This window comes from Streptomyces sp. URMC 127 (assembly GCF_051386535.1).
Taxonomy (GTDB): Bacteria; Actinomycetota; Actinomycetes; order Streptomycetales; family Streptomycetaceae; genus Streptomyces.
The window spans coordinates 1-24,718 of the sequence record NZ_JBPQTW010000099.1 but is presented as its reverse complement, the minus strand read 5'-3'; the positions used below and the strand labels follow the sequence as shown (position 1 = coordinate 24,718).

Here is a 24,718-nt window from a genome sequence, read left to right as displayed (position 1 = left end):
GCCCGGGCGTGGGGGGACGGGAGGGGCTGGGCGCGGAGGCGCTCGGCCGCGGGCCGGGGTCCTTGCCGGCCGAGCACTTCGCGCCGTTGATCCGGCAGTTGTCCGGGCCGGCGCCGGCCGGAGCGGTTCCGGCGGCGACGAAGCCGACGGTGACGGACGCGCCCGGGGCGATGGTCTTGTTCCAGCTCTCCGGTTCGACGGTGACGCTCCGGCCGCTGATGGTGTGCTTGCCGTTCCACAAGGACGTGATCTTCGTGCCCTCGGGGAGGTCGAACGTGAGCTTCCAGCCGGTCAGTTCCTTGCCCGTGCCGTTGGCGAGGACGTACTGCCCGGTGTAGCCGCCCGACCAGGAGCCGGTGGTGGAGAAGGCCGCGCCGACCGCCGTGGCCTGCGCGGTGCCGGTGAGGGTGAACGCGGCGACCGTCGCGATCGCCGCGGCGGCCCCGGCGCCGGCGAGTCTCGCCTTGCGGCTGACGCGCCGGCGGTGTGCGGAGGTTCCCATCGCATGCCTGCCTGTTCTCACTCGGGGGGTGGGTGCGTTCGGCACGCTAGCGAGAAGGAACCGGGCAATTCGCCCAACAACCGCCGGGGGCAGGCTTCTTATGGCCCTCTTAAGGAAGGCATGGGCAGGGGTTAATGCCGGGGCCGGGCGCCGCGCCGCATCCGGCGGCGCGGGCGGCGCCGCGGTCCGTTCGCTCCGGCCCCGCCCTGCAGAGCGAGCCACATCCGCACCTCCGTGCCGCCGAGCACCGACCGCCCGATCCGCACGTCGCCGCCCGTGGACTCCGCGACCCGCCGCACGATGTCCAGGCCGAGCCCTGTGGAGCCGGGGCCTCCGTCGCCGTGGCCGCGGCGCAGCGCGGCGTCGGGGTCCGGGATTCCTGGGCCCGCGTCGGAGACGAGGACGATCACGGCGTCGTCGCTGCGGTGCACGTCCACGGAGAAGGCGGTGCCTTCGGGGGTGTGCCGGAAGACGTTGCCGAGCATCGCGTCGAGCGCGGCGACGAGTTCGGGCCGGGCGACGGGCACGCGCGCGGTGGTGCCGACGCCGGCGAGGTCGGCGGTGCGCCCCTCGTCCTCGGCGAGGGCGGACCAGAACTCCATCCGCTCGCGGATGACTTCGCAGGCGTCGCAGCCGAGCGCCGGCCGCTCCTTGTGCTCGCCCTGCTCGCGGGCGGCGCGGATCAGCTGGTCGACCTCGCGTTCCAGCTGGGCGACGGCGGCGCGGGTCTGGTCGGCGGCGGGGCCGTCGCCGAGGGAGGCGGCGTTGAGGCGGAGGACGGTGAGCGGGGTGCGGAGGCGGTGCGAGAGGTCGGCGGCGAGCTCGCGCTCGTTGGCCAGCAACTGCACGATCTTGTCGGCCATGGAGTTGAACGCCACGGCCGCGGCGCGCAGTTCGGCCGGGCCGCCCTCGCGGACGCGCACGCCCAGCTTCCCCTCGCCCAGCTCGGCGGCGGCCCGCGCGAGCCGTTCCGCGGGGCGTACGAGGCGCAGGCCGAGGCGGTCGGCGAGGGCCACGGATCCGATGACCAGGCCGAGGCCCACGGCGGTGAGGATGGCCCAGGACGTGGTGACGCCGTTGCCGACCGCGCGGTGCGGCACGTAGACCTCGACGACCGCGAACTCGCCGGTGCTCAGGGCGGTCGGCTGCAGCAGGGCGTAGCCGCCGGGCACGGAGGTGACGGCGGAGCGGCCGCGGCGGGCGGTCTCGACGTCGCCCGGCTCGGCCCGGCTGCGGCCGATGCCGTAGGCGCCGCGGGGTCCGTCGTGCGGGCCGGGGCTCGTTTCCCGGTGCGCGGAGGCTTCGGCCGGGATGTGGACGGCCATGCGTTCCTCGCCGCCGGCCTGCGAGCTGGCGACGGCCCGTTCCAGCTGGTCGCGGTCGGTGGTGATGGCGAGCGCGGGCCGGATCTGGGCCGCCTGCCGTTCGGCGTCGGCGAAGGCGCGGTCGCGGGCCAGTTCCTTCACGACCAGTCCGAGGGGCACGGCGAAGGCCAGCACCACCATGACCGTGACGGCCAGCGACACCCTGACGAGCGCCCATCTCATGCCGGTTCCGCCGGGGGCTCCTCCAGCTTCACGCCGACGCCGCGGACGGTGTGCAGGTAGCGCGGGCTGGCGGCCGTCTCGCCGAGTTTGCGGCGCAGCCAGGACAGGTGCACGTCGATGGTCTGGTCGTCACCGTAGGACTGCTGCCACACCTCGGCGAGGAGTTCCTTGCGCGGCACGACGACGCCCGGCCGGCCGGCGAGGTAGGCGAGCAGGTCGAACTCGCGCCGCGTCAGGTCCAGGGCGCATCCGTCGAGTTCGGCGATCCGGCGCAGCGGGTCGACGGCCAGGCCGCCGACGCGCAGCGCTCCGGAAGGCGCCGGGTCGCCCGCGGCGGCGCCGCCCCTGCCGGTGCGGCGCAGGACGGCGGCCATGCGCGCGGTCAGGTGGGCCACGGAGAAGGGCTTGACGAGGTAGTCGTCGGCGCCGTCGGTGAGCAGCCGGATGATCTCCGCCTCGTCGTCGCGCGCGGTGGCGACGATGACGGGCACGTCGGTGATGCCGCGCAGCATCTTCAGGGCCTGCGCTCCGTCGAGGTCCGGCAGGCCGAGGTCGAGGATGACCAGGTCGAAGCCGACCTGGGCGACTTCGCGGAGCGCTTCGAGGGCGGTCCCGACGCTGCGTACGGTGTGCGCGGCCTCGGTCAGCTCCCGGATGAGGGCGGAGCGCACGAACGGATCGTCCTCGACTACGAGCAGTCTTGCCATGGGCGGCACCGTACGCCATACGGGTGAGGCACCATGAGGCAGGTGAGGCGAGGAATCATGCAGGCCCTGGCGTGGGCGCTGGCGACGGCCGCGGCGATGGCCGTGTCCTGGTACGGGGTGCGGACGGTGCTGGCGGGCACGGCCTACGAGCCGCCGCGGGCGCTCCCGATCTCCGGCACGACGCCGCCGCTGGAGCCGGCCGCGAGCGGGTCGGCTCCCTCGCCGAGCGCCCCGGTCCGGCCGTCGTCGTCCTCCTCGCCCGCTCCGAAGGGCGCCGCGACACGGTCCGGCACTCCGTCGGCTCCGCCGCCGGCGGGCGGCACGGGCGAGGTGAAGAGCTTCCCCGTCCGGGGCGGGCGGGCCGTCTTCGACCTGGGCGAGTCCTCGGCGGCCCTGGTTTCGGCGACGCCGGACGAGGGGTGGCGGATGCGCGTGTGGAAGCAGAGCGCGTGGATCCGGGTGGACTTCATGGCCGGTACGCGGACGACATCGCTGTTCGTCACCTGGAACGGTCATCCGCCGCAGGTGCAGACGGTGGAGAACTGAACGCGACGGCAGCGTCAGGCTGCCGGCTCGGGCAGGAACGCGGGGAACGCCTCCTCGGTCCACAGGACCCGGTCGCCGTCCCGGAGGGTCAGCTCCGCCTCGGTGTCGACCAGCAGCACCGCCGGGTGGGTCTCCTGCGGTGCGAGCCCGCGCCGCGGCAGGTCCGGCGCTGCGAAGCCCCGGCACGTCAAGCGCAGCGTCACGGCTTGCCGCCGTCCTTCGCCCACAGGGAGCGGACGTGGCCGAGGTGGCGGGCCATGCACTTCTCGGCGCCCTTGGCGTCGCCCGCGAGCATCAGCTCCAGCAGTTCGAGGTGTTCCTCGGCGGAGGGGATGAGGTCGCCCCGCTCGTCGAGCGCGGTCAGCCCGTACAGGCGCGAGCGCTTGCGCAGGTCGCCGACCGTCTCGACGAGGCGTTCGTTGCCGGAGAGGCCCAGCAGCGTGAGGTGGAACTGCCGGTCGGCTTCCAGGTAGCCGATGAGGTCGTGCTCGCGGGCGGCGCGCACGATCTCCTCGGCGACCGGGCGGAGCGCTTCGAGGTCCTCGCGCGCCGCGGTGCGGGTGATCCGCCCGGTCATGGGGACTTCGATGAGCGTGCGGATCTCGGTGTACTGGTCGAGGTCGCGCTCGTTGACCTCGGTGACGCGGAAGCCCTTGTTGCGGACCGGCTCGACCAGGCCCTCGCGGGCGAGGTCGAGCATGGCCTCGCGCACCGGCGTCGCGGAGATGCCGAAGTCCTCCGCGAGCTGCGGTGCGGAGTAGACCTCGCCGGGGCGGAGTTCGCCGGAGATGAGGGCGGCGCGCAGGGCGTGGGCGACCTGGTCGCGCAGCCGCTCGGTGGCGGTGATGAGGTTGCGCTGCGTGAGGTGGCCCATGGTGTCCCTTTCGTGCCCCGATGGACTGGACCACCAGCGTACAATGTCACATCTTGCTCAGGGGGCCAGGGTGTAGGTGCGGCTGGAGGTGTAGAAGTCCAGTGCGGCGCGGCCTTGTTCGCGGGGCCCGTGGCTGGAGGCCTTGGTGCCGCCGAAGGGCACGTGGAAGTCGGCGCCGGTGGACGGGGCGTTGATACGGATCATGCCGGTGTCGAGGTGGTCCAGGCCGTGCAGCACCGCCTCCAGGCCCGCGGTGTGCACGGACGTCACCAGCCCGTACGGGACGGCGTTGCTGAGGCGTACGGCGTGCTGCAGGTCGTCCGCGGGCAGCAGGGCGGCGACGGGGGCGAAGACCTCTTCGGTGAGCAGGCGGTGGCCGTCGGGCACCTTCTCGGCGAGGGCGGGGGCCGCGTACCAGCCCGGTCCCTCCGCCGCGCTGCCCGTGGCGAGGACGGAGACTCCGGACAGCGCCTGTTCGAAGCGGTCGCGCGCCCGGCCCGAGATGAGGGGGCCGCACACGGTCGCCGGGTCGGCGGGATCGCCGGCGGGCAGGGCGCGCAGCGCCTCCGCGAGGGCTTCGCGGAGCGGGTCGAGCGCGCTGCCGACGGCGATCACGCGGCTGGTGGCGGTGCACTTCTGCCCCGCGTAGCCGGCGATCGCGGCGGCGATGTGGGCGGCTGCCCGCTCGATGTCGGCGTCGGGCAGGACGATCGCCGCGTTCAGCCCGCCGGTCTCGGCCTGGACGGGGACGCCCCGCGCGGTGGCCGTCCGGGCGACGGCGCTGCCGACGGCCGTGGAGCCGGTGAAGGAGACCACGTCGGCGGACGCGACGACGGCCCCGCCTTCCACGGCGCCGCCGGGCACCACGGTGAACACCCCGTCGGGCACCGCCGCCCGCACGAGTTCGGCCAGGCGCAGGGCACAGGCGGTGGCCTCGGGCGCCGGCTTGAGGACGACCGTGTTGCCCACGGCCAGGGCCGGTGCGGCCTTCCACGACGGGATGGCGAAGGGGAAGTTCCAGGGCGTGATCAGGCCGGCGACGCCGTGCGGGCGGCGGCGGGTCAGCAGCAGGCCGGGGCCGCCGGCCGGCTCGTGGACGGTGCCCGCGGCCTCGTAGGGGGCCTGGGCGTAGTACCGCCAGATCGCGGCGGTCCGGGCGGTCTCGGCCCGTGCTTCGGCGAGGGGCTTGCCCGTCTCGCGCACGGCGAGGGCGGCCAGTTCACCGGCCGCGGCCTCGACCGCGGAGGCGACGGCTGCGAGCGCCGCGGAGCGGGCGGCGGCACCGGCGCCCGCCCAGCCGGGGGCGGCGGCGCGGGCCCGGTCGACGGCCGCGGCCGCAGCGACGGCGCCGGGCGCGGCGATCTCGGTGACGACGTCGGAGGGGTCGGCCGGGTTGACGGAGGTGAAGGGGGTGGTCGGCTCGGCGGTCACAGGAGGAATCCTCCGGGGAAGGGGTCGTCGGGGTCGAGGAAGTACTGCGCGGTGCCGGTGATCCAGGCGCGTCCGGTGACGGCGGGCACGACCGCGGGGATGCCGGCGACCTGCGTCTCCCCCACCAGGCGGCCGGTGAACCGGGTGCCGATGAAGGACTCGTTGACGAAGTCGCGCTCCAGCGGCAGCGCGCCTCGGGCGTGCAGCTGTGCCATGCGGGCGGAGGTGCCGGTGCCGCAGGGGGACCGGTCGAACCAGCCGGGGTGGATGGCCATGGCGTGCCGGGAGCGGTGGGCGTCCGAGCCGGGGGCGGCGAGGTAGACGTGCTTGAGGCCGCTGATCTCAGGGCGTTCGGGGTGGACGGGCCGGTCCGGGGAGGCGTTGATCGCGTCCATGACGGCGAGCCCGGCGGCGAGCAGGTCGTCCTTGCGGGCGCGGTCGAAGGGCAGCCCGAGGGCGTCGAGTTCGACGAAGGCGTAGAAGTTGCCGCCGAAGGCGAGGTCGTAGGTGACCGTCCCGTACCCCGGCACGTCCGTCTTGCGGTCGAGGCCGGTGCAGAAGGAGGGCACGTTGGTGAGTGTGACGGCCTTGGCCGCGCCGCCTTCCACCTGGACGTCGGCGGTGATCAGGCCGGCCGGGGTGTCGAGGCGCACGGTGGTGACGGGTTCGCAGACGGGCACCATGCCGGTCTCGACGAGGACGGTCGCGACACCGATAGTGCCGTGCCCGCACATGGGCAGCAGCCCGGAGACCTCGATGTAGAGGACGCCGTAGTCCGCGTCGGGCCGGGTGGGGGGCTGGAGGATCGCGCCGCTCATGGCGGCGTGGCCGCGCGGCTCGTACATCAGGAGCGTGCGGACGTGGTCCATGCGCTCGGCGAAGTGGAGCCGGCGCTCGGCCATGGTGGCGCCGGGAATCACGCCGACGCCACCGGTGATGACGCGCGTGGGCATGCCTTCGGTGTGGGAGTCGACGGCATGGAAGACGTGACGGGTACGCACGGACGTCCTTCCGCTGGGTGGACGGGACAGCTGCCGGTACGGGTCAGTGGTGGCCGTCGGCGACGGCCTTCTCGGTGGCGGCGCGCACCGCGGCCCCGGCCTCGCCCGTGAGCGGCAGGCGCGGCGGGCGGGTGGGGCCGCCGTGGCGTCCGGCGAGGTCCATGGAGAGCTTGATGGCCTGCACGAACTCCGTGCGGGAGTCCCAGCGCAGCAGGGGGTGCAGCGAGCGGTAGAGCGGCAGGGCCGTCTGCAGGTCGCCGGCGACGGCGGCGCGGTAGAGCGCGGCGCAGGTGGCGGGGAAGGCGTTGGGGTAGCCGGCGATCCAGCCGGCGGCGCCGGCGACGGCGAGCTCCAGGAGGACGTCGTCGGCGCCGATGAGCAGGTCGAGTTCGGGGGCGAGTTCGGCGATCTCGTAGGCGCGCCTGACGTCCCCGGTGAACTCCTTGACGGCCACGATGCTGCCGTCGGCGTGCAGCCGGGCGAGCAGGCCGGGGGTGAGGTCGACCTTGGTGTCGATGGGGTTGTTGTAGGCGACGACGGGTATCCCGGCCCGGGCGACCTCCGCGTAGTGGGCGCGTACGGCCGGCTCGTCGGCGCGGTAGGCGTTGGGCGGGAGCAGCAGCACGGAGCCGCAGCCGGCTTCGGCGGCCTGCTCGGCCCAGCGGCGGGCCTCGGCGCTGCCGTAGGCGGCGACGCCGGGCATCACCCGGGCCGGGTCGCCGGCCGCTTCGACGGCGGTGCGCACGACGCGGGCGCGCTCGTCGGGGGTGAGGGTCTGGTACTCGCCGAGGGAGCCGTTGGGGACGACTCCGTCGCAGCCGTTGTCCAGGAGGTGGCGGACGTGGGCGGCGTAGGCGTCGTAGTCGACGGAGAGGTCCGCGCGCAGCGGGAGCGCGGTGGCGACCATGATGCCGCGCCAGGGGCGGTCGGTGGTCCAGGAGGCGCTGGAGGTGGCGGTCATGTCCGGGTCAGCCCTTCGTGTTGCGATCGGTCGGTGGTGCGGGGCCCGCCGGCCTGTCAGCCGGGGGTGCGGGTGGTGTCGTCGGGCAGGGCGGCGAGGGCCGCGAGCGGTACGGGCACGGCGAGCGGCCGGCGTTCGGCGGAGGGCGGCACGGTCCCCCGTGCCGTGCCGCCCTCCGCCGCGAGGCAGGCCACTGCCGGGCCGCACATGCGGCCCTGGCACCAGCCCATGCCGGCCCGGGTGAGGAGCTTGGCGGTGCGGGCGTCGCGGGCACCGAGGCCGCCGGCGGCCTCGCGGATGCTGCCGGCGGTCACCTCCTCGCAGCGGCAGACGTCGGTGTCGTCGGGGAGCCAGGCGGTCCAGCCGGGGCCGGGGGCGTGGGCGGCGGCCATGGCGTCGGCGAAGGCGCGCATGCGGTCCCGGCGGCGGGCCAGGCTCCGTGCGCGCGGGCCGCGGGTGAGGGCCGGGAGCCCGCGGAGCCGGGCGGCCACCGCGATGCCCGCGAGTTCGCCCTCGGTGCGGGCGAGTTGCCAGCCGCCGGTGCCGCCGGTCTCGCCCGCGGCCCACAGGCCGGGGACCGAGGTCTCCTGCAGGGCGTCCAGGGCGAGGGCGTACGTGCCGTCGGGGGTGCGGCGGGTCGAGCAGCCCAGGCTCGTGGCCAGCTCCGTCTGCGGCACGAGCCCGTGCCCGACGGCCAGCGCGTCGCAGGCGATGCGGCGGCCCGTGCCGGGCACGGGCCGCCAGGCGCGGTCGAGGCGGGAGACGGTGACGGCCTCGACGCGGTCGGTGCCGTGCACGGCGGTGACGGCGCTGCGGGTGCGCAGGGGTGTGCGGTGGCGCAGCAGCGCGGAGCCGTGGACGGCGGCTTCGAGGAGCTTGTGGGGGACGCCGGCGAGGGCGCGCGGCCTGCGGGCGTAGCCGAGGTAGCCGGAGGCCTCGACGACGGCGGGGACGCGGGCGCCGGCGGCGGCGAGCGAGGACGCGACGGCGAGCAGGAGGGGCCCGCTGCCCGCGACGACGATCCGCCGCCCGGGCAGGACGAGCCCGGACTTCAGCATGGCCTGGGCGCCGCCGGCGCCGACGACGCCGGGCAGGGTCCAGCCGGGGAAGGGCAGTTGCCGCTCGCAGGCTCCGGTCGCGAGGAGGACCGCGCGGGCCCGGACCCGGACGGGGGTGCCGTTGCGGGCGTCGGGGCCGGTGAGGGCGTGGACGGCCCATGTGCCGTCGGCGTCCTGCCGGGTGACGGTCCAGACGTGGTGGTGGGCGAGGTGGGTGACGCCGCTCTCCTCGAAGCGGCGGCGGAGGGCGGTGAAGGCGGCCCAGTCGTGGTGCAGGGCCTGCGGGCGCGCGGCGCGCAACCCGGGGGCCGGGTGGCGGAAGTACTGGCCTCCGGTCTGCGGTGCGGCGTCCAGGAGGGCGACGGACAGGCCGAGTTCGCGGGCGGCGACGGCTCCGGCGAGGCCGGCGGGGCCTGCGCCGATCACGGCGAGGTCGTACGGTCCGGCCGCTGCGGACGGTCCGGATGCTTCGTACGGTCCGGGTGCTTCGTACGGTCCGGATACGTCGGACGTCTCATGCGCCTCGTACGGCTCGGGCGCCTCGTGCGGTTCAGACGGTGAGCCCGGCATGGCCGTGTCCTTCCTGGGTGGTGATCGCGTCGCCGGGCTGTGCCGGCACGAGGCAGGCCCGGCGGTTGGGCTCGCCGTTGACCGTGGCGAGGCAGTCGTAGCACTGCCCGATGCCGCAGAAGGCGCCGCGCGGCCTGCCGCCGTTCCTGGTGGTGCGCCAGGCGAGGATGCCCGCGCCCCACAGGGCGGCGGCGACGGACTGCCCGGGCACGACGGTGACCGTACGGTCGTCGAAGGTGATCTCGAAGGGCGGCCCGGGGTCCGCGCCGGCGAGGTCGGCGGGGCTGCGGTCACGCGCCACGGCAGGGCTCCTTCGGCTGGGGTGGGGAAACGCGATGCGTGCGGGGACGGCGGGCGCTCATGCCGGCCCGAAGCGGTCGGGTCCGAAGGGCGCCAGGGGCACGGGAGGCAGCTCCTCGGTCAGAACGGCGGCGATGAGCACTCCCGTGGCCGGGGCGAGCCCGATGCCCGCGCCCTCGTGACCGCAGGCGTGCAGCAGCCCGGGAACGCGGGGGTCGGGACCGATGGCGGGCAGGTGGTCGGGCAGGTACGGGCGGAAGCCGGCGTAGGTGCGGACGGCCCGCACCCCGGCCAGCACCGGGAAGAGCGCCGTGGCCTGCGCGGCGAGGCGGCGGAGCGCCTCCACCGAGAGCGTGCGGTCGAAGCCGACCCGCTCGCGGCTCGCGCCGATGAGGACCGGGCCCGCCGGGGTGCCCTCCACCACCGCGGAGGTCTGCAGGGCGGCGGAGCCGCTGGCCACGTCGGCGACGTAGTCGGCCGCGTAGACCTTGTGCCGCACCACGCGCGGCAGCGGTTCGGTGACGAGGACGAAGCCGCGGCGGGGCAGCACGGGCAGGTGCGCTCCGGCGAGCCGGGCCACCTCGCCGCCCCAGGTGCCGGCGGCGTTGACGACGTAGGGGGCGTGCACGTCGCCGGCGGCCGTGCGGACGCCCCGCACTTCGCCGTGCGCGCCGGTGAGGACGGCGGTGACCTCTTCGCCGGTGCGCACCCGTGCGCCCGAGGCGCGCAGCAGGTGGGCGGCGGCGAGGGCGGGCTGGACCTGGGCGTCCTGCGGGTAGCGGAAGCCGCCGCCGAGCCCCGGTGCCAGGTGCGGCTCCAGCTCGCGCAGCCGGTCGGCGGGCACTTCCTCGGCCGTGACGCCCGCCTCGGCCTGGGCGGCGGCGAACTTCCGCAGCGCTGCCATGCCGCCGGCATCGGAGGCGACGACGAGGCCTCCCTTGGCCTCGTACTCGATGCCGGCCGGGAGCTCCCTTGCCAGCTCCCGCCACAACCGGGTGGAGAGCAGGGCCAGTTCGAGTTCGGGGCCGGGCTCCTTGTCGGAGACCAGGAGGTTGCCCTCGCCGGCGCCCGTGGTGCCGCCGGCGACGGGGCCGCGGTCGAGCACGGTGACGGAGAGGCCGGAGCGGGCGGCGTAGTAGGCACAGGCCGCGCCGACTACGCCCGCTCCGACGACGATGACGTCGCAGACGTCGCCGACGTCCGGTGAGTTGCTCAGGGACACGCCAGTAATATTTCACATTGCACTAGGCGCTGCCAAGAGCTGGTCCGGACCTGACCGCCCCCATCTCGCGTCAGCCGCCCAGGAGTTCGCCCATCCACGTCTCCACCGCGTCGGGCGTGCGCGGCAGGGCGTGCGACATCAGCTGCGCCCCGTCGGCGGTGATGAGCAGGTCGTCCTCGATGCGCACGCCGATGCCGCGGAGTTCGGCCGGCAGCGTCTCGTCGTCGGGCTGGAGGTAGAGGCCCGGCTCGACGGTGAGCACCTGCCCCTCCTCCAGGACGCCGTCGAGATACGCCTCCGCCCGCGCCTGGGCGCAGTCGTGGACGTCCAGGCCGAGCATGTGGCCGCTGCTGCACAGGGTGTACCGGCGGTGGAAGTCGCCCCCGGCGTGCTTGAGGACGCCCCATTCGGCGAGCCCTTCGGCGATGACCCGCATGCCCGCGCGGTGGAAGTCGCGGAAGCTCGCGCCGGGCTTGAGGGCGGCGATGCCCGCCTCCTGGGCGGCGAGAACGAGTTCGTAGACCTGCCGCTGGACGGGCGAGAAGCGTCCCGAGAGCGGCAGGGTGCGGGTGAGGTCGGCGGTGTAGAGGCTGTCGGTCTCCACGCCGGCGTCCAGGAGCAGGAGTTCGCGGCGGTCGAGCCGGCCCTCGTTGCGTATCCAGTGCAGGTAGCAGGCGTGCGCACCGGAGGCGGCGATGGTCTCGTAGCCGGTGCCGTTGCCCTCGGCCCGGGCGCGCAGGCCGAAGACGCCTTCGATCCACCGCTCGCCGCGCGGGTGGTCGAGGGCGCGGGGGATGGCGCGCACGACGTCCTCGAAGCCGGCGACGGTGTGGTCCACGGCCTGTTGCAGCTGCCCGATCTCCCAGACGTCCTTGACCAGCCGCAGTTCGCTGAGGGCGGTCGCCAGTGCGGCGTCGCGGGAGGCGTCGCGGCCCGGCGGCACCTTGCCGTAGGCGTCCAGGTGCTCGCAGCGGATGCCGGTCATGCGCTCGGCCTCGCCGAGGTCGGGGCGGCGGCCGACCCAGAACTCGCCGTAGCGGCGGTCGCGGTAGAGCTCGGTGCCGTTGCGGGGCGAGCGCGGCCGCGCGTAGAGCACCGCCTCGTGCCCGTGCGGGCCGTCGGGCTCCATGACCAGGACGTGGCCGGCCTGTTCCTCGCCGCTGAGTCCGGTCAGCCAGACGTAGGCGCTGTGCGGCCGGAAGCGGTAGTCGGTGTCGTTGGAGCGTACGGCGAGCTCACCGGCGGGAATGACCAGGCGCTCGCCGGGGAAGCGCGCGGAGAGCTTCGCCCTGCGCACCGCGGTGAGGTCCGCGACGGGCAGCCGGATGTCACCGGGCAGCGGGGTGGGCGCCCAGTTGCCCGCCATGAAGGCCGGGAACGCGTCGGAGACGGGCAGATCGTGGCTCGCCGTGCGGATCGCTCCGGCTTCGGCTTCCTTCACGGGGTGTCCTCCTCGGGCACGGGTGGATAACGGAACCACCGCAAGTCGAAGGCAAGTTGCCTGACGTCTTGTCAGTGCAATTTCACATTACTATGTTACGGGTCACATTTCAGCCTCGGGCTGCTCGACCGTTCACGGAGTGACCACTGATGAACAAGCGCACGGGTACTGCCCTGGCCGCCGCGGCAGCGGCCGCCATCACCCTCGGGGCGGCCGGCTGTTCCGGCGGAACGCAGCCCGCGGGCAGCGAGCGGGCCGCCGTCCACGAGGGCACGGTGATCGGCGGCACCCCGCGGAAGGGCGGCACCCTCACCGTCCTGTCCGACCAGGACTTCGCCCACCTCGACCCGGCCCGCAACTGGGTCATGAACGCCATGGACTTCGGCACCCGGCTGCTCTACCGCACGCTGGTGACGTACAAGGCCGCGCCCGGCAAGCAGGGCGGCGAGCTGACCCCCGACCTGGCCACCGGCCTCGGCACGCCCTCCGCCGACGCCCGGACCTGGACGTTCCGCCTCAAGGAGGGGCTGAAGTACGAGGACGGCTCGCCCGTCACCGCGCAGGACGTCAAGTACAACGTCGAGCGGTCCTTCTCCCCCGACCTGCCCGGCGGCGCCGACTACGCCGCGCGCTACCTCGCCGGCGCCGAGCACTACCGCGGCCCGGCGGGCGGCGAGCACCTGGACTCGGTGCGGACCCCGGACGACCGCACCATCGTCTTCGAACTGCGCAAGCCCTTCGCCGAGTTCCCCTACGCCACCGTCATGCCCACGTTCGCGCCCGTGCCGAAGGCGCGGGACACCGGCCCCCGGTACGACAACCGCCCGTTCTCCTCCGGCCCGTACAAGATCGAGTCCTACGCGCGCGGCAAGAAGCTCGTCCTCGTCCGCAACGACCACTGGGACCCGGCGACGGACGACGTGCGCAAGGCGTACCCGGACCGGCTCGTCGTCGTCATGGGCCTGAAGGCCAACCAGATCGACGACCGGCTCACGGAGAGCCGCGGCCCGGACGCCTCCGCCGTCTCCTGGGGCGCCCTGCGGCCCGAGAGCGGCGCCAAGGTGCTGCCCGACGCGAAGGTCAGGCAGCGGCTCATCGCCGAGTCCACCAACTGCACCGACATGATCCAGATGCACACCGGCCGCGCCCCGTTCGACGACGTCCGCGTCCGCCGGGCCGTGCAGTACGCCCTCGACCGGGACGCCGTCCTGACCGCCTCCGGCGGCCCCGCCTTCAACGACCCCTCGACCGCGTACATGCCGGCCTCCCTCTTCGGCGGCAAGCAGCCCGACACCCTCGGGATCCCCGTCGAGGGAGACACGAAGAAGGCCCGGCAGCTCCTGAAGGAGGCCGGCAGACCGGACGGATTCACCACCGCGATGACCGTCTCGACCGGGGACAAGGGCCGGGCCGAGGCGATACAGCAGTCCCTCGCCGGAGCCGGCATCAAGGTCACCATCGAGGCGGTCGACCCGTCCGCGTTCTACGCCACCATCGGCGACACCGCGCACCGCACCGACCTGGTGTACACCGGCTGGTGCCCCGACTACCCCTCGGGCTCCACCTTCCTGCCCTTCGTCTTCGACGGCCGCTTCATCAAGGAGCGGGGCAACTCCGGCAACCACTCCCTGTTCCGCGACGACGCGACGATGAAGCGGATGGACGAGATCGCGGCCATGACCGACACCGGTGAGGCCGCCCGCGCCTGGCAGCGGCTCGACGGCGAGATCCTCGCGCAGGCGCCCGCCGTGCCCGTCCTCGTCCGGCGCTGGCCGCTCGTCCTCGGCAGCAACGTCGCCGGGGCGTACGGGCACACGTCCTTCGGCGGCCAGCTCGACTACGCGACGGCCGGTCTCAAAGACCCCGCGAAGAGCAGGAGCTGAGGCCCGCCATGACCGCCACCGCCACCGCGTCACCCCCGGCCGAAGCCCCCGCGGGCAGCGGCCCCTGGCAACTCGCCCTCGCCGAGCTGCGCCGCCGCGCCTCCGTCAAGGTCTCCCTCGCCGTCGTCGCGCTCTTCCTGCTCATGGCCGCGGGCGCCCCGCTGCTGAGCGCGCTCGCCGGCCGGTCGCCCGACGCGTTCGACAAGACCGCCGTCGACCCCTACCTCGGCGGCCGGCCCCTCGGCCCGCTCGGCGGCATCTCCGCCCGCCACTGGCTCGGCGTCGAACCCATCACCGGCCGCGACCTGTTCGCCCGTGTCGTGCACGGCGCGCAGGTCTCCCTCCTCATCGCCCTGACCGCCACCGCGATCGTCGTCGTCGCCGGCACCGCCGCCGGCATCGCGGCGGGCTACTTCGGCGGCCGCACCGACGCCGTGCTCTCCCGCCTGATGGACCTCACCATGTCCTTCCCCTCCCTCATCTTCATGATCGCCATGCTGTCGGTGGCCCGGGACGTCAACCGCATCGTGCTGATGACCGCCGTCATCGGCCTGTTCGGCTGGCCCGGCATCGCCCGCGTCGTGCGCGGCCAGACCCTCTCGCTCAAGCACCGCGAGTACGTCGACGCCGCCCGCCTCTCCGGCGCGGGCCCCTGGCGCGTCCTCACCCGCGCCGTCCTCCCCGGCGTCGCGGGGCCCGTCATCGCGTACACCACCCTGCTCGTACCCGGCATGATCGCCACCGAGGCCGCCCTGAGCTACCTGGGCGTCGGCGTCCGCCCGCCCACCCCCTCCTGGGGCCAGATGATCGCCGACAGCGTCGCCTTCTACGACACCGACCCCATGTACTTCGTCATCCCGAGCACCTGCCTGTTCCTGACCGTGCTCGCCTTCACCCTGCTCGGCGACGCGCTGCGCGACGTCCTCGACCCCAGGAGCGCCCGCGCATGATCCCCTACCTCGGCCGCCGGCTCCTCGCCGTCGCCGCCGTCCTCCTCGCCGTGGCCGCCGTCACCTTCACCATCTTCTACGTCCTGCCCTCCGACCCCGCGGCCGCCGCCTGCGGCAAGTCGTGCAGCGTGGAGCGGCTGGCCGCGATCCGCGCCCACATGGGCCTGGACCGGCCGCTGTGGCGGCAGTTCGCCGACTTCGTCACCGGCGTCTTCACCGGCCGCACCATGGGCAGCGGCCGGTACGCCCTGCACTGCGCCTTCCCGTGCCTCGGCTACTCCTACGAGAACTCCGAGGCCGTCTGGGACCTGCTCATGGACCGGCTGCCCGTCTCCGCCTCCCTGGCGCTGGGCGCGTCCGTGCTGTGGCTGCTCCTCGGCCTGGGCGCCGGAGTCACCGCCGCCCTGCGCAAGGACACCCTCACCGACCGCGCCCTGATGACCGGCGCCGTCGCCGCGGCCTCCCTGCCGGTCTACTTCACCTCGATGATGCTGATCTACGGCATCGTCCGCACGGCCGGCCTGCTGCCCTACCCGCAGTACGTGCCCTTCACCGGCGATCCCGTGCACTGGGCCTCCAACCTGCTCCTGCCCTGGCTCGCGCTGGCCGTGCTCTACGCCGCCATGTACGCGCGCCAGAGCCGCAACTCGATGATCGAGACGATGGCGGAGCCGTACATCCGCACCGCCCGCGCCAAGGGCCTCCCGCGCCGCACCGTCGTCGTCAAGCACGGGCTGCGGGCGGGCATGACCCCCGTCCTCACGCTCTTCGGCATGGACCTGGGCGGGCTGCTGGCGGGCGCGGTCATCACCGAGTCCATCTTCGGGCTGCCGGGCATCGGCCGCCTCTTCTACGGTGCGCTGTCCACCGGCGACCAGCCGGTCGTCCTGGGCGTCACGCTGCTGGCGGCCGCGTTCATCGTCGTCGCCAACCTGGCCGTCGACCTGCTCTACGCCGTCGCCGACCCGCGAGTGAGGTACTGATGGCCGCCACCCCGCACCACCGTCCCCTGCTGTCCGTCGCGGACCTCACGGTCACCTTCCCCACCCGGCGCGGGCCCGTACGGGCGGTGGACTCCCTGTCCTTCGCGGTGGACAGCGGCCGGACGCTCGGCATCGTCGGCGAGTCCGGCTCCGGCAAGTCGGCCGCTTCCCTGGCCGTGCTGGGCCTGCACACCGGCGCCCGCGTCACCGGCTCCGTCCGGCTCGGCGGCCGCGAGCTGACCGGCCTGCCCGAGCGCGAGCTGAGGCGGCTGCGCGGCCGCCGCATGGCGATGGTCTTCCAGGACCCGCTGTCCGGCCTCCACCCGTACTACACGGTGGGCGAGCAGATCGCCGAGCACCACCGCGCCCACTTCGGCTCCCGCCGCGCGGCGGCCCGCAGGCGGGCCGCCGAGATGCTCGGCGAGGTCGGCATCCCCGAGCCCGCGCGGCGCGCGGGCGAGTACCCGCACCAGTTCTCCGGCGGCATGCGCCAGCGCGTGATGATCGCCATGGCGCTCGCCTGCGAACCCGAGCTGCTCATCGCCGACGAACCGACCACCGCCCTCGACGTCACCGTCCAGGCCCAGATCCTGGAGCTGATCGCCCGCCTGCAGGAGCAGCGCGGGCTCGCCGTCGTCCTGATCACGCACGACCTCGGCGTCGTCGCGCGCGTCGCCCATGAAGTGCTGGTGATGTACGGCGGCAGGGCGGCCGAACAGGCCCCGGTGGACGAACTGTTCGCCGCGCCCGCCCACCCCTACACGCGCGGCCTGCTCGACTCGCTGCCCCGGCTCGACGACGGCGACGACGTGCCGCTGCGGGTCATCCCCGGCAGCCCGCCCTCGCTGCTGGACCCGGCGCCGGGGTGCGCGTTCGCGCCGCGCTGCCCGCGCGCGGCGGCCGCGGCGCCGGAGGAGCGCACGCGCTGCGAGATGACCAGGCCCGAAACGCGCTCCGCCGGGGGCCGCCTGGTCGCCTGCCACCTGTCCCCGTACGCCACCGCCCGTCCCCGGGGAGGCACCCGATGACCGCCGAAGCCACGCCCCTGCTCTCCGTGCGGGACCTGCGGATGACCTTCCCCGCCCGGGGCAGGCGCGCGGCTCCCGTCCGCGCCGTCGACGGCGTCTCCTTCGACCTCGCGGCGGGCGAGACGCTGGGGCTGGTGGGCGAGTCCGGCTGCGGCAAGTCCACGACCGGCCGCATGGTCGTACGGCTGCTGGAGCCGACCGCCGGGTCAGTCGTCTACGCCGGGCAGGACATCAGCCGCCTGCGGCAGCGCGCGCTCAAACCGCTGCGGCGGGAGCTGCAGATGGTCTTCCAGGACCCGCACTCCTCCCTCAACCCGCGCTGGACCGCGGCCCGGATCATCGCGGACCCGCTGCTGGTGCAGGGCAGCAGGGCGGGGGAAGCCCGGCAGCGGGCGGCGGAGCTGATGGAGCTGGTCGGGCTCCTCCCCCAGCACCTGGACCGCTATCCGCACGAGTTCTCCGGCGGGCAGGCGCAGCGCGTGGGCATCGCGCGGGCACTGGCGACCGGTCCGCGCCTGATCGTCGCCGACGAGCCGGTCTCGGCGCTCGACGTCTCCGTGCAGGCGCAGATCGTTAATCTGATGGAGCGGCTGCAGCGGGAGCTGGGGCCGGCCTGGCTCTTCATCGCCCACGACCTGTCGGTGGTGAAGCGGGTGTGCAGCCGGGTGGCCGTGATGTACCTGGGGCGGATCGTCGAAGCCGGCAACAAGGAACGGGTGTACGCGGCCCCGGCCCATCCGTACACGCGGGCCCTGCTCTCCGCCGTGCCGCTGCCGGACCCGGCCGCCGAGCGGGCGCGCAAGCGCATCACCCTGGCCGGCGACCTGCCGAGCCCGGCCGCTCCGCCGCCCGGCTGCGCCTTCCATCCGCGCTGCCCCAAGGCCCGGGAGATCTGCCGGGCCGAGAGGCCGTTGCTGCGGATCGCGGTGCCGGGCGAGGCGCGTGAAGTCGCCTGCCATTTCCCGGAGTCCTCCGACTGACGCTTCGGCCAACCTTTGGTGCCTGAGGGGTTGTCAGTGCAATTTCACATTACTACGTTACACATGACATGACACGGACAAGCACATCCTGGCTTGACCGCGTCCCCGACTGCCCTCCTCACGAGGGCCGTTGACGCTCCGTGCGTGCGCCGCACCCGTGCGCGCGCAACCCCACCTCCCACACTTGGAGTCATCGGTGTACCGCTCCGGAACCCCCCGCAGATCCCTGCGCGCGACCCTGCTCACCACGGCCATAGCGACGGCGCTGTGCGCGACCGCCGCCGTCCAGCCCGGCCACGCGGCCTCTTCCCCGTCCTCCTTTCCGGCCGCAGCCGTGACCGCGGCCGGCGCCTCCGGCACCGCGCCGGCGCCGGCCGTGCGCGCGGACACCCCCACACCCAACCCCTTCGACGAGGTCACCCGCCTCGCCGAAGCACCGCGTCCGGCCGCCCAGACCCCCACCGCGCCGGGCGGCCTCACCGGCGGGCACGTGCCCGGCCCGGCCCGCGCGGACAAGCCGAAGGACGCCAAGGGCAAGGCCGGGCCGGCCACCCCGCACGCCACGCTCGGCAAGACCGCCGTACCCTGCACCCTCGACGGCATCACCCGCCTCTCACCCGAGCAGTTCGCCGCCTTCCTCGCCGACCAGGCGGTCACCGCGGACGGCTGCCTGCGCACCGTCCTGTGGACCTGGGACCAGCGGCTGGCCCCGGTCATGTCGCGAGAACACGTCCAGGCCGTCTCCCGCCGCATCGAGAGCCTCGCCGCCGCACACGACGGGAAGAACGGCAGCCACCTGCTGGAGATGTTCACCTACCTCCACGCCGTCGCCTACCACGACTTCTCGCGCACCGAGATAGACATCACCGACGCGCCGACCGTCGAAGCCATGCGCCGCGCCGTGGAAGCCTTCGGCACCGCCTCCCGCAGCTTCGACGTCACCCGCACCAACGCCGAATCGCTGCGCGAGGCCCTCTACGCGGCCAGCGCCCCGGGGCTGCGCCAGCACCAACTGCCTTTGATGAAGCGCGTGCTCGCCACGATGGACGCCGGTCATCCCGCGACCGCACAGGACGCCTCCTGGGCCGGCGCCGCGCTGGCCGCGCTCTCCGTCTCCTACCTCGGCGTCTACCCCGGCAACCACGACAGCGCCTTCCACGCCGCCGTCGCCGCCGACCCCGCCTACCGCGCGGCCCTGAAGGCCTTCGCCGGCTACGGCCACCTCAAGGGCACGCGCAACGCATGGGTGGCGCGCGACGCCGTGAGCGAGTACGGGCGGCTGGGCCAAGTCGACGGCCTCAAGGGCGAGATCACGGCCGGCCTCGGCGACGTGCTCGCCACGGTCGTCCGCACCTTCGGCGAAGGCAGCGAGCCCTGGGCCAAGACCGCCGGCTGGCTCAACGAGTTCGGCGCGTGCAAGCAGTACGGCGTGTGCAAGGCGGACATCGAGCGCCGGCTCTTCCCGCAGACGTACACCTACGACAAGGGCGGCATCAGCGTCCGCACGGCCCTGCCCCGGGCCACGGTCGACCGGCTCTACTACGCGAGCAAGCAGGTCAAGGCCCAGTTCCACCGCGTCCTCGGGACCGAGGAGCCGCTCGCGGGCGACTCCAACGTCACGCTGAACATCGTGCTGTACGCCTCGCGCTCCGACTACGAGGTCTACCACCCGCTGCTGACGGGCATGGGCACCAACAACGGCGGCATCTACATCGAGAAGGGCGCCACCTTCTACACGTACGAGCGGCGCGTCCCGCAGGACTCCACGCTGACGCTGGAGGAGCTGTTCCGCCACGAGTACACGCACTACCTCAACGGGCGCTGGGCGGTGCCCGGCCTCTTCGGCGAAGGCCCCTGGTACCAGGGCGACCGCACCACGGCCATGGACGAGGGCACGGCGGAGTTCTTCGACGGCGCCACCCGCGGCGACGGCATCAAGGTCCGCAAGTCGCTGGTGCAGAGCATCATCAACGACACGGCGGGCGGCAAGCCGCGCATGACCGTCGACCAGTTCCTGCACGCCGAGTACGACCGGGACGGCTTCCGCTTCTACTCGTACGCCGGCACGTTCTTCGAATTCCTGTGGGCCGAGCACCCGTCGCTGCTCAAGGAAATGTACGGCTACCTGCGCGCCGACGACGTGGCCGGCTTCGACGCCTGGCGCAACCGCCTCGGCCGGGACAGCGGGCTGCAGCGCGCGTACGACACCTTCCTCGACCAGCAGATCGCCAAGGTCAAGGACCTCTACGTGCCCGAGACCTCCTTCACACCCGTGGACCGGCTCGACGCCGGGCACCCCGCCACCGTGCGCGCCTCCTTCGACGCCACGACCGGCATACGACCCGACTGCCGGGCGGCAGGCTCCCCGGACCGGCCCCGCTTCGTGTGCACGGGCCGCATCACCGCCAACCTCAGCGACCCGGGCAACGCCGACCTCGTCTTCAAGGACATGTCCGGGACGGTCGACTACTTCATACTCGACCGCGCGAAGAAGGGCACCAACAATTTCGCGGACATGAACTGCGGCTTCGGCAAGGTCGACCTCTGGAGCGACCGGCCCGCCGGCTCGGCGGACTTCAGCTGCGAGGGGCCGCTGAGGGGCTGACGCCCCCGGCCACGGGGCTCCGGTCCTGCCCGGCGAGCGGCAGCGGACCGGGGCCCCGGCCTACTCCGCGGGGGCGCCGGTCTCCTCTCCGGCGACCGGCCGGTACGTGCACACCTGCACGCCCTTGCCGCTGGTGACCGTGGAGACCAGTTCGAGCGTGCGCAGCGCGCCGTCGCCGGGGAACAGCGACTTCCCGCCGCCGAGGAGCACCGGCATGACCATGAGCCGGAGCTCGTCGACCAGGCCTTCCTGCAGGAGCGCCCGCACGAGCGTGGGGCTGCCCATGACCAGCAGGTCGCCGTCGCCGCTCCCGCGCAGCTCCCGGATGCGGGCCGCGGCCTCGTCACCGGGGATGCGCGTGGTGTTGTCCCACGTCAGGTCCTCGTCGCTGAGCGTCCGGGAGACCACGTACTTCGGGAGGGCGTTCATCCGGTCGGCGAACGGGTCACCGGCCCGCTCCGGCCACGCCGCGGCCATCGTCCGCCACGTGCGGCGCCCGAACAGCAGCGCCTCGGCCCCGGAGAGCGCCTCGGCGAAGGCGCCGCCCACCACCTCCGGGTCGAAGAACGGATGCGACCAGCCGCCGTGGGCGAAGCCACCGTCGGTGTCCTCCTCGGGACCGCCCGGGGCCTGCACGACACCGTCCAGACTCATGAACTCACTCACCACGATGCGCACGAAGACCGCTCCTTGACTCGTCTTGCGGTAACTGCCGGACGGCAGGCCACCATGTGACAGCGCGTATTCGCGCTGCACGAAGGAAGCATCGCACCCACCACTGACAACGCCTGCACGGACGGGTGCCGCCGCTGCCGGCCACGCTTCCCGGCGGCGCAGCGGGGCAGGGATCCACCCTCTGCACACGAGACCCTTGAGGGAGGACGGCTGTGGCAACGGACCGGCACGCCCATGTGATGACACACACCGGAAGCGACGCGGTGCGGCACTACGAGAAGGCGCTGGACGCGCTGCTCTTCTTCCGCGAAGAGGTGACCACGGAGGCGCAGGCGGTGCTCGACGCCGCACCCCCGCTCGCCCATGGGAAACGTCCTCATGGCGTACCTCGGGCTGCTCGGCACGGAGGAGAAGGACGCGGCCGGGGCGGCGAAGTCGTTCCGGGAGTTCCGCCGTACCGTCCCCGACACGGACCTGACACCCCGTGAGCGCATGCATGCCGAAGCCGCCGCCGCGTGGCTGGGCGGCGACATCCACCGGGCCGGCGCCGTGCTCGCCGAGCTGGCCGTGGCGCACCCGAAGGACGCGCTCGCCCTCGCCGTGGGGCACCAGACCGACTTCTTCACCGGCAACGCCGTACTGCTGCGCGACCGCATCGGCGGCGCCCTGACCGCCTGGGACGCGCACGACCCTCACTACGGCCTGCTGCAGGGCATGTACGCCTTCGGCCTGGAGGAAGCGGGCCACTACGGCCTCGCCGAGCGCGTGGCACTGGAGGCCGTGGAGCGCAACGCGCGCGACGTGTGGGGCATCCACGCCGTCGTACACGCTTATGAGATGCAGGGCCGGTTCGAGGACGGCATCCGCTTCCTCGACGCCCGCAGGGACGACTGGTCCGACGGCAACTACCTCAACGTGCACAACTGGTGGCACTACGCCCTGTACACCCTGGAGACGGGGCGCACGGACGCGGTGCTGGCCGTCTACGACGCCGCCGTGCACAACGAGCACTCGGGCGGCGCGGCGATGGAGCTGCTCGACGCGGCGTCCCTGCTGTGGCGCCTCTACCTCGCGGGGGCCGGCACCGGCGACCGCTGGGCAGCCCTCGCCGACGCCTGGGAGCGGCGTCAGGACGGCGCCTACTACGCCTTCAACGACGTCCACGCCGTCATGGCCTACGTCGGAGCGGACCGCATCGCCGACGCCGAACGGCTCATCCGCGACCGGGAGGCGTGGCTGCGGGACGCCGGGCCCGGCACGTCACCGGGTCTTTCCAACGTCCCGATGACGGCCGAGATCGGCGTGCCCGTCTCCCGGGCCCTCGTGGCGTACGGGCAGCGGCGCTACGACGAGGTGGTGGACCTGCTGCTCCCGCTCCGGCACCGCTTCCACGCCTTCGGCGGCAGCCACGCCCAGCGGGACGCCCTCCAGAAGACCCTGGTGGAGGCCGCCCTGCACGCGGGGCGGCTCGACCTGGCCCGCACCCTGCTGAGCGAACGCGTCAGCCTGCGCCCGCACTGCCCCTACGACCGGGAGGCCCGCGCCCGCCTGGCCGGCCGGGCGGCCGCCGCGGTGCGCTAGCAGCCGGCGCGCACGCGTTCGAGGACCTTGACGCCGAGCTCCAGGGCCCGGTCCGGCGTCGGTACGGACTGCTGCAGGTCGATGAAGCAGCTGCCGGCGCCGGAGTCCCGTAGGTTTGTGAGGACCGCCGCGATGTCCTCGCAGGAGGCGTCCGGACCCGGGTTGTGGCGGATGTGCTGCTGCAGCGCGTCCGGGTTGCGGCCGGCGTCCTCCGCGGCGCGCCGGGCCGTCGCCCACAGCCCGGCGTGCACCTCGGGCGGCAGGGTGACGCCCACCCAGCCGTCGGCGCGCCGGCCGATGCGGCGCATGGCGGCCTGGGAGAGGCCGCCCAGGAGGACGGGCGGGCCCGGCCGCTGGACGGGGCGCAGGCCGACGTGGGAGCGGGGAATGGTCCAGTGGGGCCCTTCGTGGCCGAAGGTCTCCTCGGTCCACATGCCGTGGAGGATGTCGAGGATCTCGTCCAGGCGGGCTCCTCGTCTGCTGAAGTCGGCGTTGACGGCGGCGTACTCGTCCCGCATCCAGCCGATGCCCAGTCCGGCGTCCAGCCTGCCCCCGCTGAGCTGATCGAGCGAGGTGAGCGTCCGGGCGAGCAGCACGGGCGGGTACCAGGGTGCGTTGAGCGTGCTGGTGCCGAGGCGCACGCGGCTCGTCGCCGCGGCGGCGACGGTCAGCACGGTGAGCGGGTCCAGGAAGGTCGTGAAGCCGGGCGGGTAGGGGTTCTCGGGAGTGTGCCCCGGGTAGAGGTCGCTGGGCGCGACGGGAGTCAGCGCACGGTCCCCGACCCACAGCGAGTCGAACCCGGCGTCCTCGGCGTCCCGCGCGAACCCGGCGACCATCTCGGCCCGGGCGTGGCTTCCGTACTGGGGAAGAGCAATCCCAATCTTCATACCGCCATCCTGACCACCCCGCCCCCGAAACCCAAGCCAATGCTTCCTGCACACGCGGGAGTCCGGCCGGTTCGCCGGTGCGGGCCGGTTGTCAGACCCGGGCAGTAGCGTGCGGACATGAGCACCGAGATCGAATACGTGCGCGGCGACGCGACCCTGCCGCACGGCTCCGGGCCGAAGATCATCGCCCATGTGTGCAATGACGCGGGCGGCTGGGGCGCGGGGTTCGTCGTCGCCGTCTCGCGGCGGTGGCGGCAGCCTGAAGCCGCCTTTCGCGTGTGGTACCGCGACCGGGCGACCAGCGGCTTCGCCCTCGGCGCACTGCAGCTCGTCCAAGTCGGAGACGAGTTGTGGGTCGCCAACATGATCGGCCAGCACGGGATCCGTAAGCGCTCCCGCAGCCGTACGCCGCCCGGCCCCGCACCCGTGCGCTACGAGGCCATAGCCGGGGCGCTGGCGTCGCTCGCGGACGAGGCGGCGGCCCTCGGAGCGTCGGTGCACATGCCCAGGATCGGGTGCGGGCTGGCGGGCGGCCGGTGGGAGCTCATCGAGCCGCTCGTCACACGGCACCTGACCGGGCGGGGGATCGCCGTGACCGTCTACGACCACGGCCCGGCCCGGGCGTACGGCCCGTCAGGTGTCCCAGGGCAGGCGGACCGCCTCGATCTCGTCGTCGCCGAGCAGGGCGTCGATCAGGACGGCCGGGCCCGAGACCTTGGTGCCCCACAGGTCCCGGTCCGTGCAGGTCACCCATGACCGGTCCGCGGGCCAGAGCGGTTCCACGTCGGCCGGTCGAGGGCGACCTCGGTGGGCGGCTCGATGCCCACGGGCCGGCTGCCGTCGGGCAGCCGCCCGTCCGGTGCGCTGCGGTACGACGGCAGGTACCCCTCCAGAACCACCGGCCCGCCCGTGCGCCGGGCAGTGCGGCCACCGCAACCATCCGAAGTGCGCGCCAGCCGGGTGTCCCGCCGTGGAGACGGCGGGAC

At 73.9% G+C, this 24,718-nt stretch carries 22 protein-coding genes and 2 pseudogenes; 9 read left to right on the top strand and 15 right to left on the bottom strand.

Translation table 11 applies throughout. The features are described from left to right. The 3 genes from ACSNOH_RS20090 to ACSNOH_RS20080 form a co-directional block, all read right to left on the bottom strand. Window positions 1-502 (bottom strand): cellulose binding domain-containing protein (locus ACSNOH_RS20090; RefSeq protein ID WP_436722764.1); only part of this gene is annotated, 502 nt, incomplete at its 3' end. A gap of 131 nt (window positions 503-633) precedes the next feature. Further along, the gene (locus tag ACSNOH_RS20085) at window positions 634-2,049 is read right to left on the bottom strand and encodes a sensor histidine kinase (protein WP_436722763.1); all 1,416 of its coding nucleotides are present in this window, start codon (window positions 2,047-2,049) and stop codon (window positions 634-636) included. Continuing rightward, complete coding sequence (locus ACSNOH_RS20080; protein WP_436722762.1) at window positions 2,046-2,756, bottom strand: response regulator transcription factor; 711 nt, start codon at window positions 2,754-2,756, stop codon at window positions 2,046-2,048. Before ACSNOH_RS20080 ends, ACSNOH_RS20085 begins: the two co-directional genes overlap by 4 nt. 42 nt (window positions 2,757-2,798) lie before the next feature. On the opposite strand from ACSNOH_RS20080, the gene ACSNOH_RS20075 reads away from it, so the two are divergent. Next, window positions 2,799-3,302: a hypothetical protein gene (locus ACSNOH_RS20075; RefSeq protein WP_436722761.1), complete on the top strand. Its 504-nt coding sequence runs from the start codon at window positions 2,799-2,801 to the stop codon at window positions 3,300-3,302. A gap of 14 nt (window positions 3,303-3,316) precedes the next feature. Here ACSNOH_RS20075 and ACSNOH_RS20070 read toward each other — a convergent pair whose 3' ends face one another. The 9 genes from ACSNOH_RS20070 to ACSNOH_RS20030 all read right to left on the bottom strand — a co-directional run bounded on the left by ACSNOH_RS20070 (window position 3,317) and on the right by ACSNOH_RS20030 (window position 12,160). Further along, on the bottom strand, window positions 3,317-3,505 hold the full coding sequence (locus ACSNOH_RS20070; RefSeq protein WP_436722760.1) for a hypothetical protein: 189 nt from the start codon (window positions 3,503-3,505) through the stop codon (window positions 3,317-3,319). Then, window positions 3,502-4,176: a GntR family transcriptional regulator gene (locus ACSNOH_RS20065; protein WP_436722759.1), complete on the bottom strand. Its 675-nt coding sequence runs from the start codon at window positions 4,174-4,176 to the stop codon at window positions 3,502-3,504. Before ACSNOH_RS20065 ends, ACSNOH_RS20070 begins: the two co-directional genes overlap by 4 nt. Before the next feature lie 57 nt (window positions 4,177-4,233). After that, window positions 4,234-5,607 carry an aldehyde dehydrogenase family protein gene (locus tag ACSNOH_RS20060; RefSeq protein ID WP_436722758.1) on the bottom strand — a complete coding sequence of 458 codons (1,374 nt, stop codon included), beginning with the start codon at window positions 5,605-5,607 and terminating at the stop codon, window positions 4,234-4,236. Next, the gene (locus tag ACSNOH_RS20055) at window positions 5,604-6,608 is read right to left on the bottom strand and encodes a proline racemase family protein (RefSeq protein ID WP_436722757.1); all 1,005 of its coding nucleotides are present in this window, start codon (window positions 6,606-6,608) and stop codon (window positions 5,604-5,606) included. The genes ACSNOH_RS20060 and ACSNOH_RS20055 overlap by 4 nt, the downstream gene beginning before the upstream one ends. Window positions 6,609-6,651: 43 nt before the next feature. Then, on the bottom strand, window positions 6,652-7,569 hold the full coding sequence (locus ACSNOH_RS20050; RefSeq protein WP_436722756.1) for a dihydrodipicolinate synthase family protein: 918 nt from the start codon (window positions 7,567-7,569) through the stop codon (window positions 6,652-6,654). Between the two features lie 56 nt (window positions 7,570-7,625). Beyond that, the gene (locus ACSNOH_RS20045) at window positions 7,626-9,197 is read right to left on the bottom strand and encodes an FAD-dependent oxidoreductase (protein WP_436722755.1); all 1,572 of its coding nucleotides are present in this window, start codon (window positions 9,195-9,197) and stop codon (window positions 7,626-7,628) included. Further along, window positions 9,178-9,498, bottom strand: a complete 321-nt coding sequence (locus ACSNOH_RS20040; RefSeq protein WP_436722754.1) for a (2Fe-2S)-binding protein — start codon at window positions 9,496-9,498, stop codon at window positions 9,178-9,180. The genes ACSNOH_RS20045 and ACSNOH_RS20040 overlap by 20 nt, the downstream gene beginning before the upstream one ends. Window positions 9,499-9,555: 57 nt before the next feature. Further along, window positions 9,556-10,719, bottom strand: a complete 1,164-nt coding sequence (locus ACSNOH_RS20035) for an NAD(P)/FAD-dependent oxidoreductase (protein ID WP_436722753.1) — start codon at window positions 10,717-10,719, stop codon at window positions 9,556-9,558. A gap of 70 nt (window positions 10,720-10,789) precedes the next feature. Continuing rightward, on the bottom strand, window positions 10,790-12,160 hold the full coding sequence (locus ACSNOH_RS20030) for an aminopeptidase P family protein (RefSeq protein ID WP_436722752.1): 1,371 nt from the start codon (window positions 12,158-12,160) through the stop codon (window positions 10,790-10,792). A 149-nt stretch (window positions 12,161-12,309) separates the two neighbouring features. Here ACSNOH_RS20030 and ACSNOH_RS20025 point away from each other — a divergent pair, with 149 nt between their 5' ends. From ACSNOH_RS20025 to ACSNOH_RS20000, 6 genes are all read left to right on the top strand, one after another. Then, on the top strand, window positions 12,310-14,043 hold the full coding sequence (locus ACSNOH_RS20025; protein WP_436722751.1) for an ABC transporter substrate-binding protein: 1,734 nt from the start codon (window positions 12,310-12,312) through the stop codon (window positions 14,041-14,043). Window positions 14,044-14,051: 8 nt separating this feature from the next. Then, complete coding sequence (locus tag ACSNOH_RS20020) at window positions 14,052-14,993, top strand: ABC transporter permease (protein ID WP_436722750.1); 942 nt, start codon at window positions 14,052-14,054, stop codon at window positions 14,991-14,993. Continuing rightward, entirely contained in the window at window positions 14,990-15,976 is a 987-nt protein-coding gene (locus ACSNOH_RS20015; protein WP_436722749.1) for an ABC transporter permease, read from the top strand. The genes ACSNOH_RS20020 and ACSNOH_RS20015 overlap by 4 nt, the downstream gene beginning before the upstream one ends. Next, window positions 15,976-17,004: an ABC transporter ATP-binding protein gene (locus tag ACSNOH_RS20010; protein WP_436722748.1), complete on the top strand. Its 1,029-nt coding sequence runs from the start codon at window positions 15,976-15,978 to the stop codon at window positions 17,002-17,004. The genes ACSNOH_RS20015 and ACSNOH_RS20010 overlap by 1 nt, the downstream gene beginning before the upstream one ends. Further along, entirely contained in the window at window positions 17,001-17,984 is a 984-nt protein-coding gene (locus ACSNOH_RS20005) for an ABC transporter ATP-binding protein (RefSeq protein WP_436722747.1), read from the top strand. The genes ACSNOH_RS20010 and ACSNOH_RS20005 overlap by 4 nt, the downstream gene beginning before the upstream one ends. Window positions 17,985-18,180: 196 nt before the next feature. Continuing rightward, window positions 18,181-20,589: a collagenase gene (locus ACSNOH_RS20000; protein ID WP_436722746.1), complete on the top strand. Its 2,409-nt coding sequence runs from the start codon at window positions 18,181-18,183 to the stop codon at window positions 20,587-20,589. A 60-nt stretch (window positions 20,590-20,649) separates the two neighbouring features. Here ACSNOH_RS20000 and ACSNOH_RS19995 read toward each other — a convergent pair whose 3' ends face one another. Then, window positions 20,650-21,267, bottom strand: coding sequence for a dihydrofolate reductase family protein (locus ACSNOH_RS19995; protein WP_436722765.1), 618 nt, complete (start codon window positions 21,265-21,267; stop codon window positions 20,650-20,652). Window positions 21,268-21,627: 360 nt separating this feature from the next. On the opposite strand from ACSNOH_RS19995, the gene ACSNOH_RS19990 reads away from it, so the two are divergent. Further along, the gene (locus tag ACSNOH_RS19990) at window positions 21,628-22,845 is read left to right on the top strand and encodes a tetratricopeptide repeat protein (RefSeq protein ID WP_436722745.1); all 1,218 of its coding nucleotides are present in this window, start codon (window positions 21,628-21,630) and stop codon (window positions 22,843-22,845) included. On the opposite strand, the gene ACSNOH_RS19985 is transcribed toward ACSNOH_RS19990, so the two are convergent. Beyond that, window positions 22,842-23,732: a TIGR03619 family F420-dependent LLM class oxidoreductase gene (locus ACSNOH_RS19985; protein ID WP_436722744.1), complete on the bottom strand. Its 891-nt coding sequence runs from the start codon at window positions 23,730-23,732 to the stop codon at window positions 22,842-22,844. The genes ACSNOH_RS19990 and ACSNOH_RS19985 overlap by 4 nt on opposite strands. Before the next feature lie 117 nt (window positions 23,733-23,849). On the opposite strand from ACSNOH_RS19985, the pseudogene ACSNOH_RS19980 reads away from it, so the two are divergent. Continuing rightward, a pseudogene (locus tag ACSNOH_RS19980) lies at window positions 23,850-24,344 on the top strand (Appr-1-p processing protein); the annotation flags it as partial. Between the two features lie 134 nt (window positions 24,345-24,478). On the opposite strand, the pseudogene ACSNOH_RS19975 reads toward ACSNOH_RS19980, so the two are convergent. Continuing rightward, a pseudogene (locus ACSNOH_RS19975) lies at window positions 24,479-24,718 on the bottom strand (hypothetical protein); the annotation flags it as partial.

Excerpts from the sequence above, each read along its gene's own strand:
- ACSNOH_RS20005 (WP_436722747.1), top strand. The coding sequence starts at position 17,001 with ATGACCGCCGAAGCCACGCCCCTGCTCTCCGTGCGGGACCTGCGGATG.
- ACSNOH_RS19990 (WP_436722745.1), top strand. The coding sequence starts at position 21,628 with ATGGGAAACGTCCTCATGGCGTACCTCGGGCTGCTCGGCACGGAGGAG.
- ACSNOH_RS20025 (WP_436722751.1), top strand. The coding sequence starts at position 12,310 with ATGAACAAGCGCACGGGTACTGCCCTGGCCGCCGCGGCAGCGGCCGCC.
- ACSNOH_RS20050 (WP_436722756.1), bottom strand. The coding sequence starts at position 7,569 with ATGACCGCCACCTCCAGCGCCTCCTGGACCACCGACCGCCCCTGGCGC.
- ACSNOH_RS20045 (WP_436722755.1), bottom strand. The coding sequence starts at position 9,197 with ATGCCGGGCTCACCGTCTGAACCGCACGAGGCGCCCGAGCCGTACGAG.
- ACSNOH_RS20065 (WP_436722759.1), bottom strand. The coding sequence starts at position 4,176 with ATGGGCCACCTCACGCAGCGCAACCTCATCACCGCCACCGAGCGGCTG.
- ACSNOH_RS20015 (WP_436722749.1), top strand. The coding sequence starts at position 14,990 with ATGATCCCCTACCTCGGCCGCCGGCTCCTCGCCGTCGCCGCCGTCCTC.
- ACSNOH_RS20010 (WP_436722748.1), top strand. The coding sequence starts at position 15,976 with ATGGCCGCCACCCCGCACCACCGTCCCCTGCTGTCCGTCGCGGACCTC.
- ACSNOH_RS20080 (WP_436722762.1), bottom strand. The coding sequence starts at position 2,756 with ATGGCAAGACTGCTCGTAGTCGAGGACGATCCGTTCGTGCGCTCCGCC.
- ACSNOH_RS19985 (WP_436722744.1), bottom strand. The coding sequence starts at position 23,732 with ATGAAGATTGGGATTGCTCTTCCCCAGTACGGAAGCCACGCCCGGGCC.
- ACSNOH_RS20020 (WP_436722750.1), top strand. The coding sequence starts at position 14,052 with ATGACCGCCACCGCCACCGCGTCACCCCCGGCCGAAGCCCCCGCGGGC.
- ACSNOH_RS20085 (WP_436722763.1), bottom strand. The coding sequence starts at position 2,049 with ATGAGATGGGCGCTCGTCAGGGTGTCGCTGGCCGTCACGGTCATGGTG.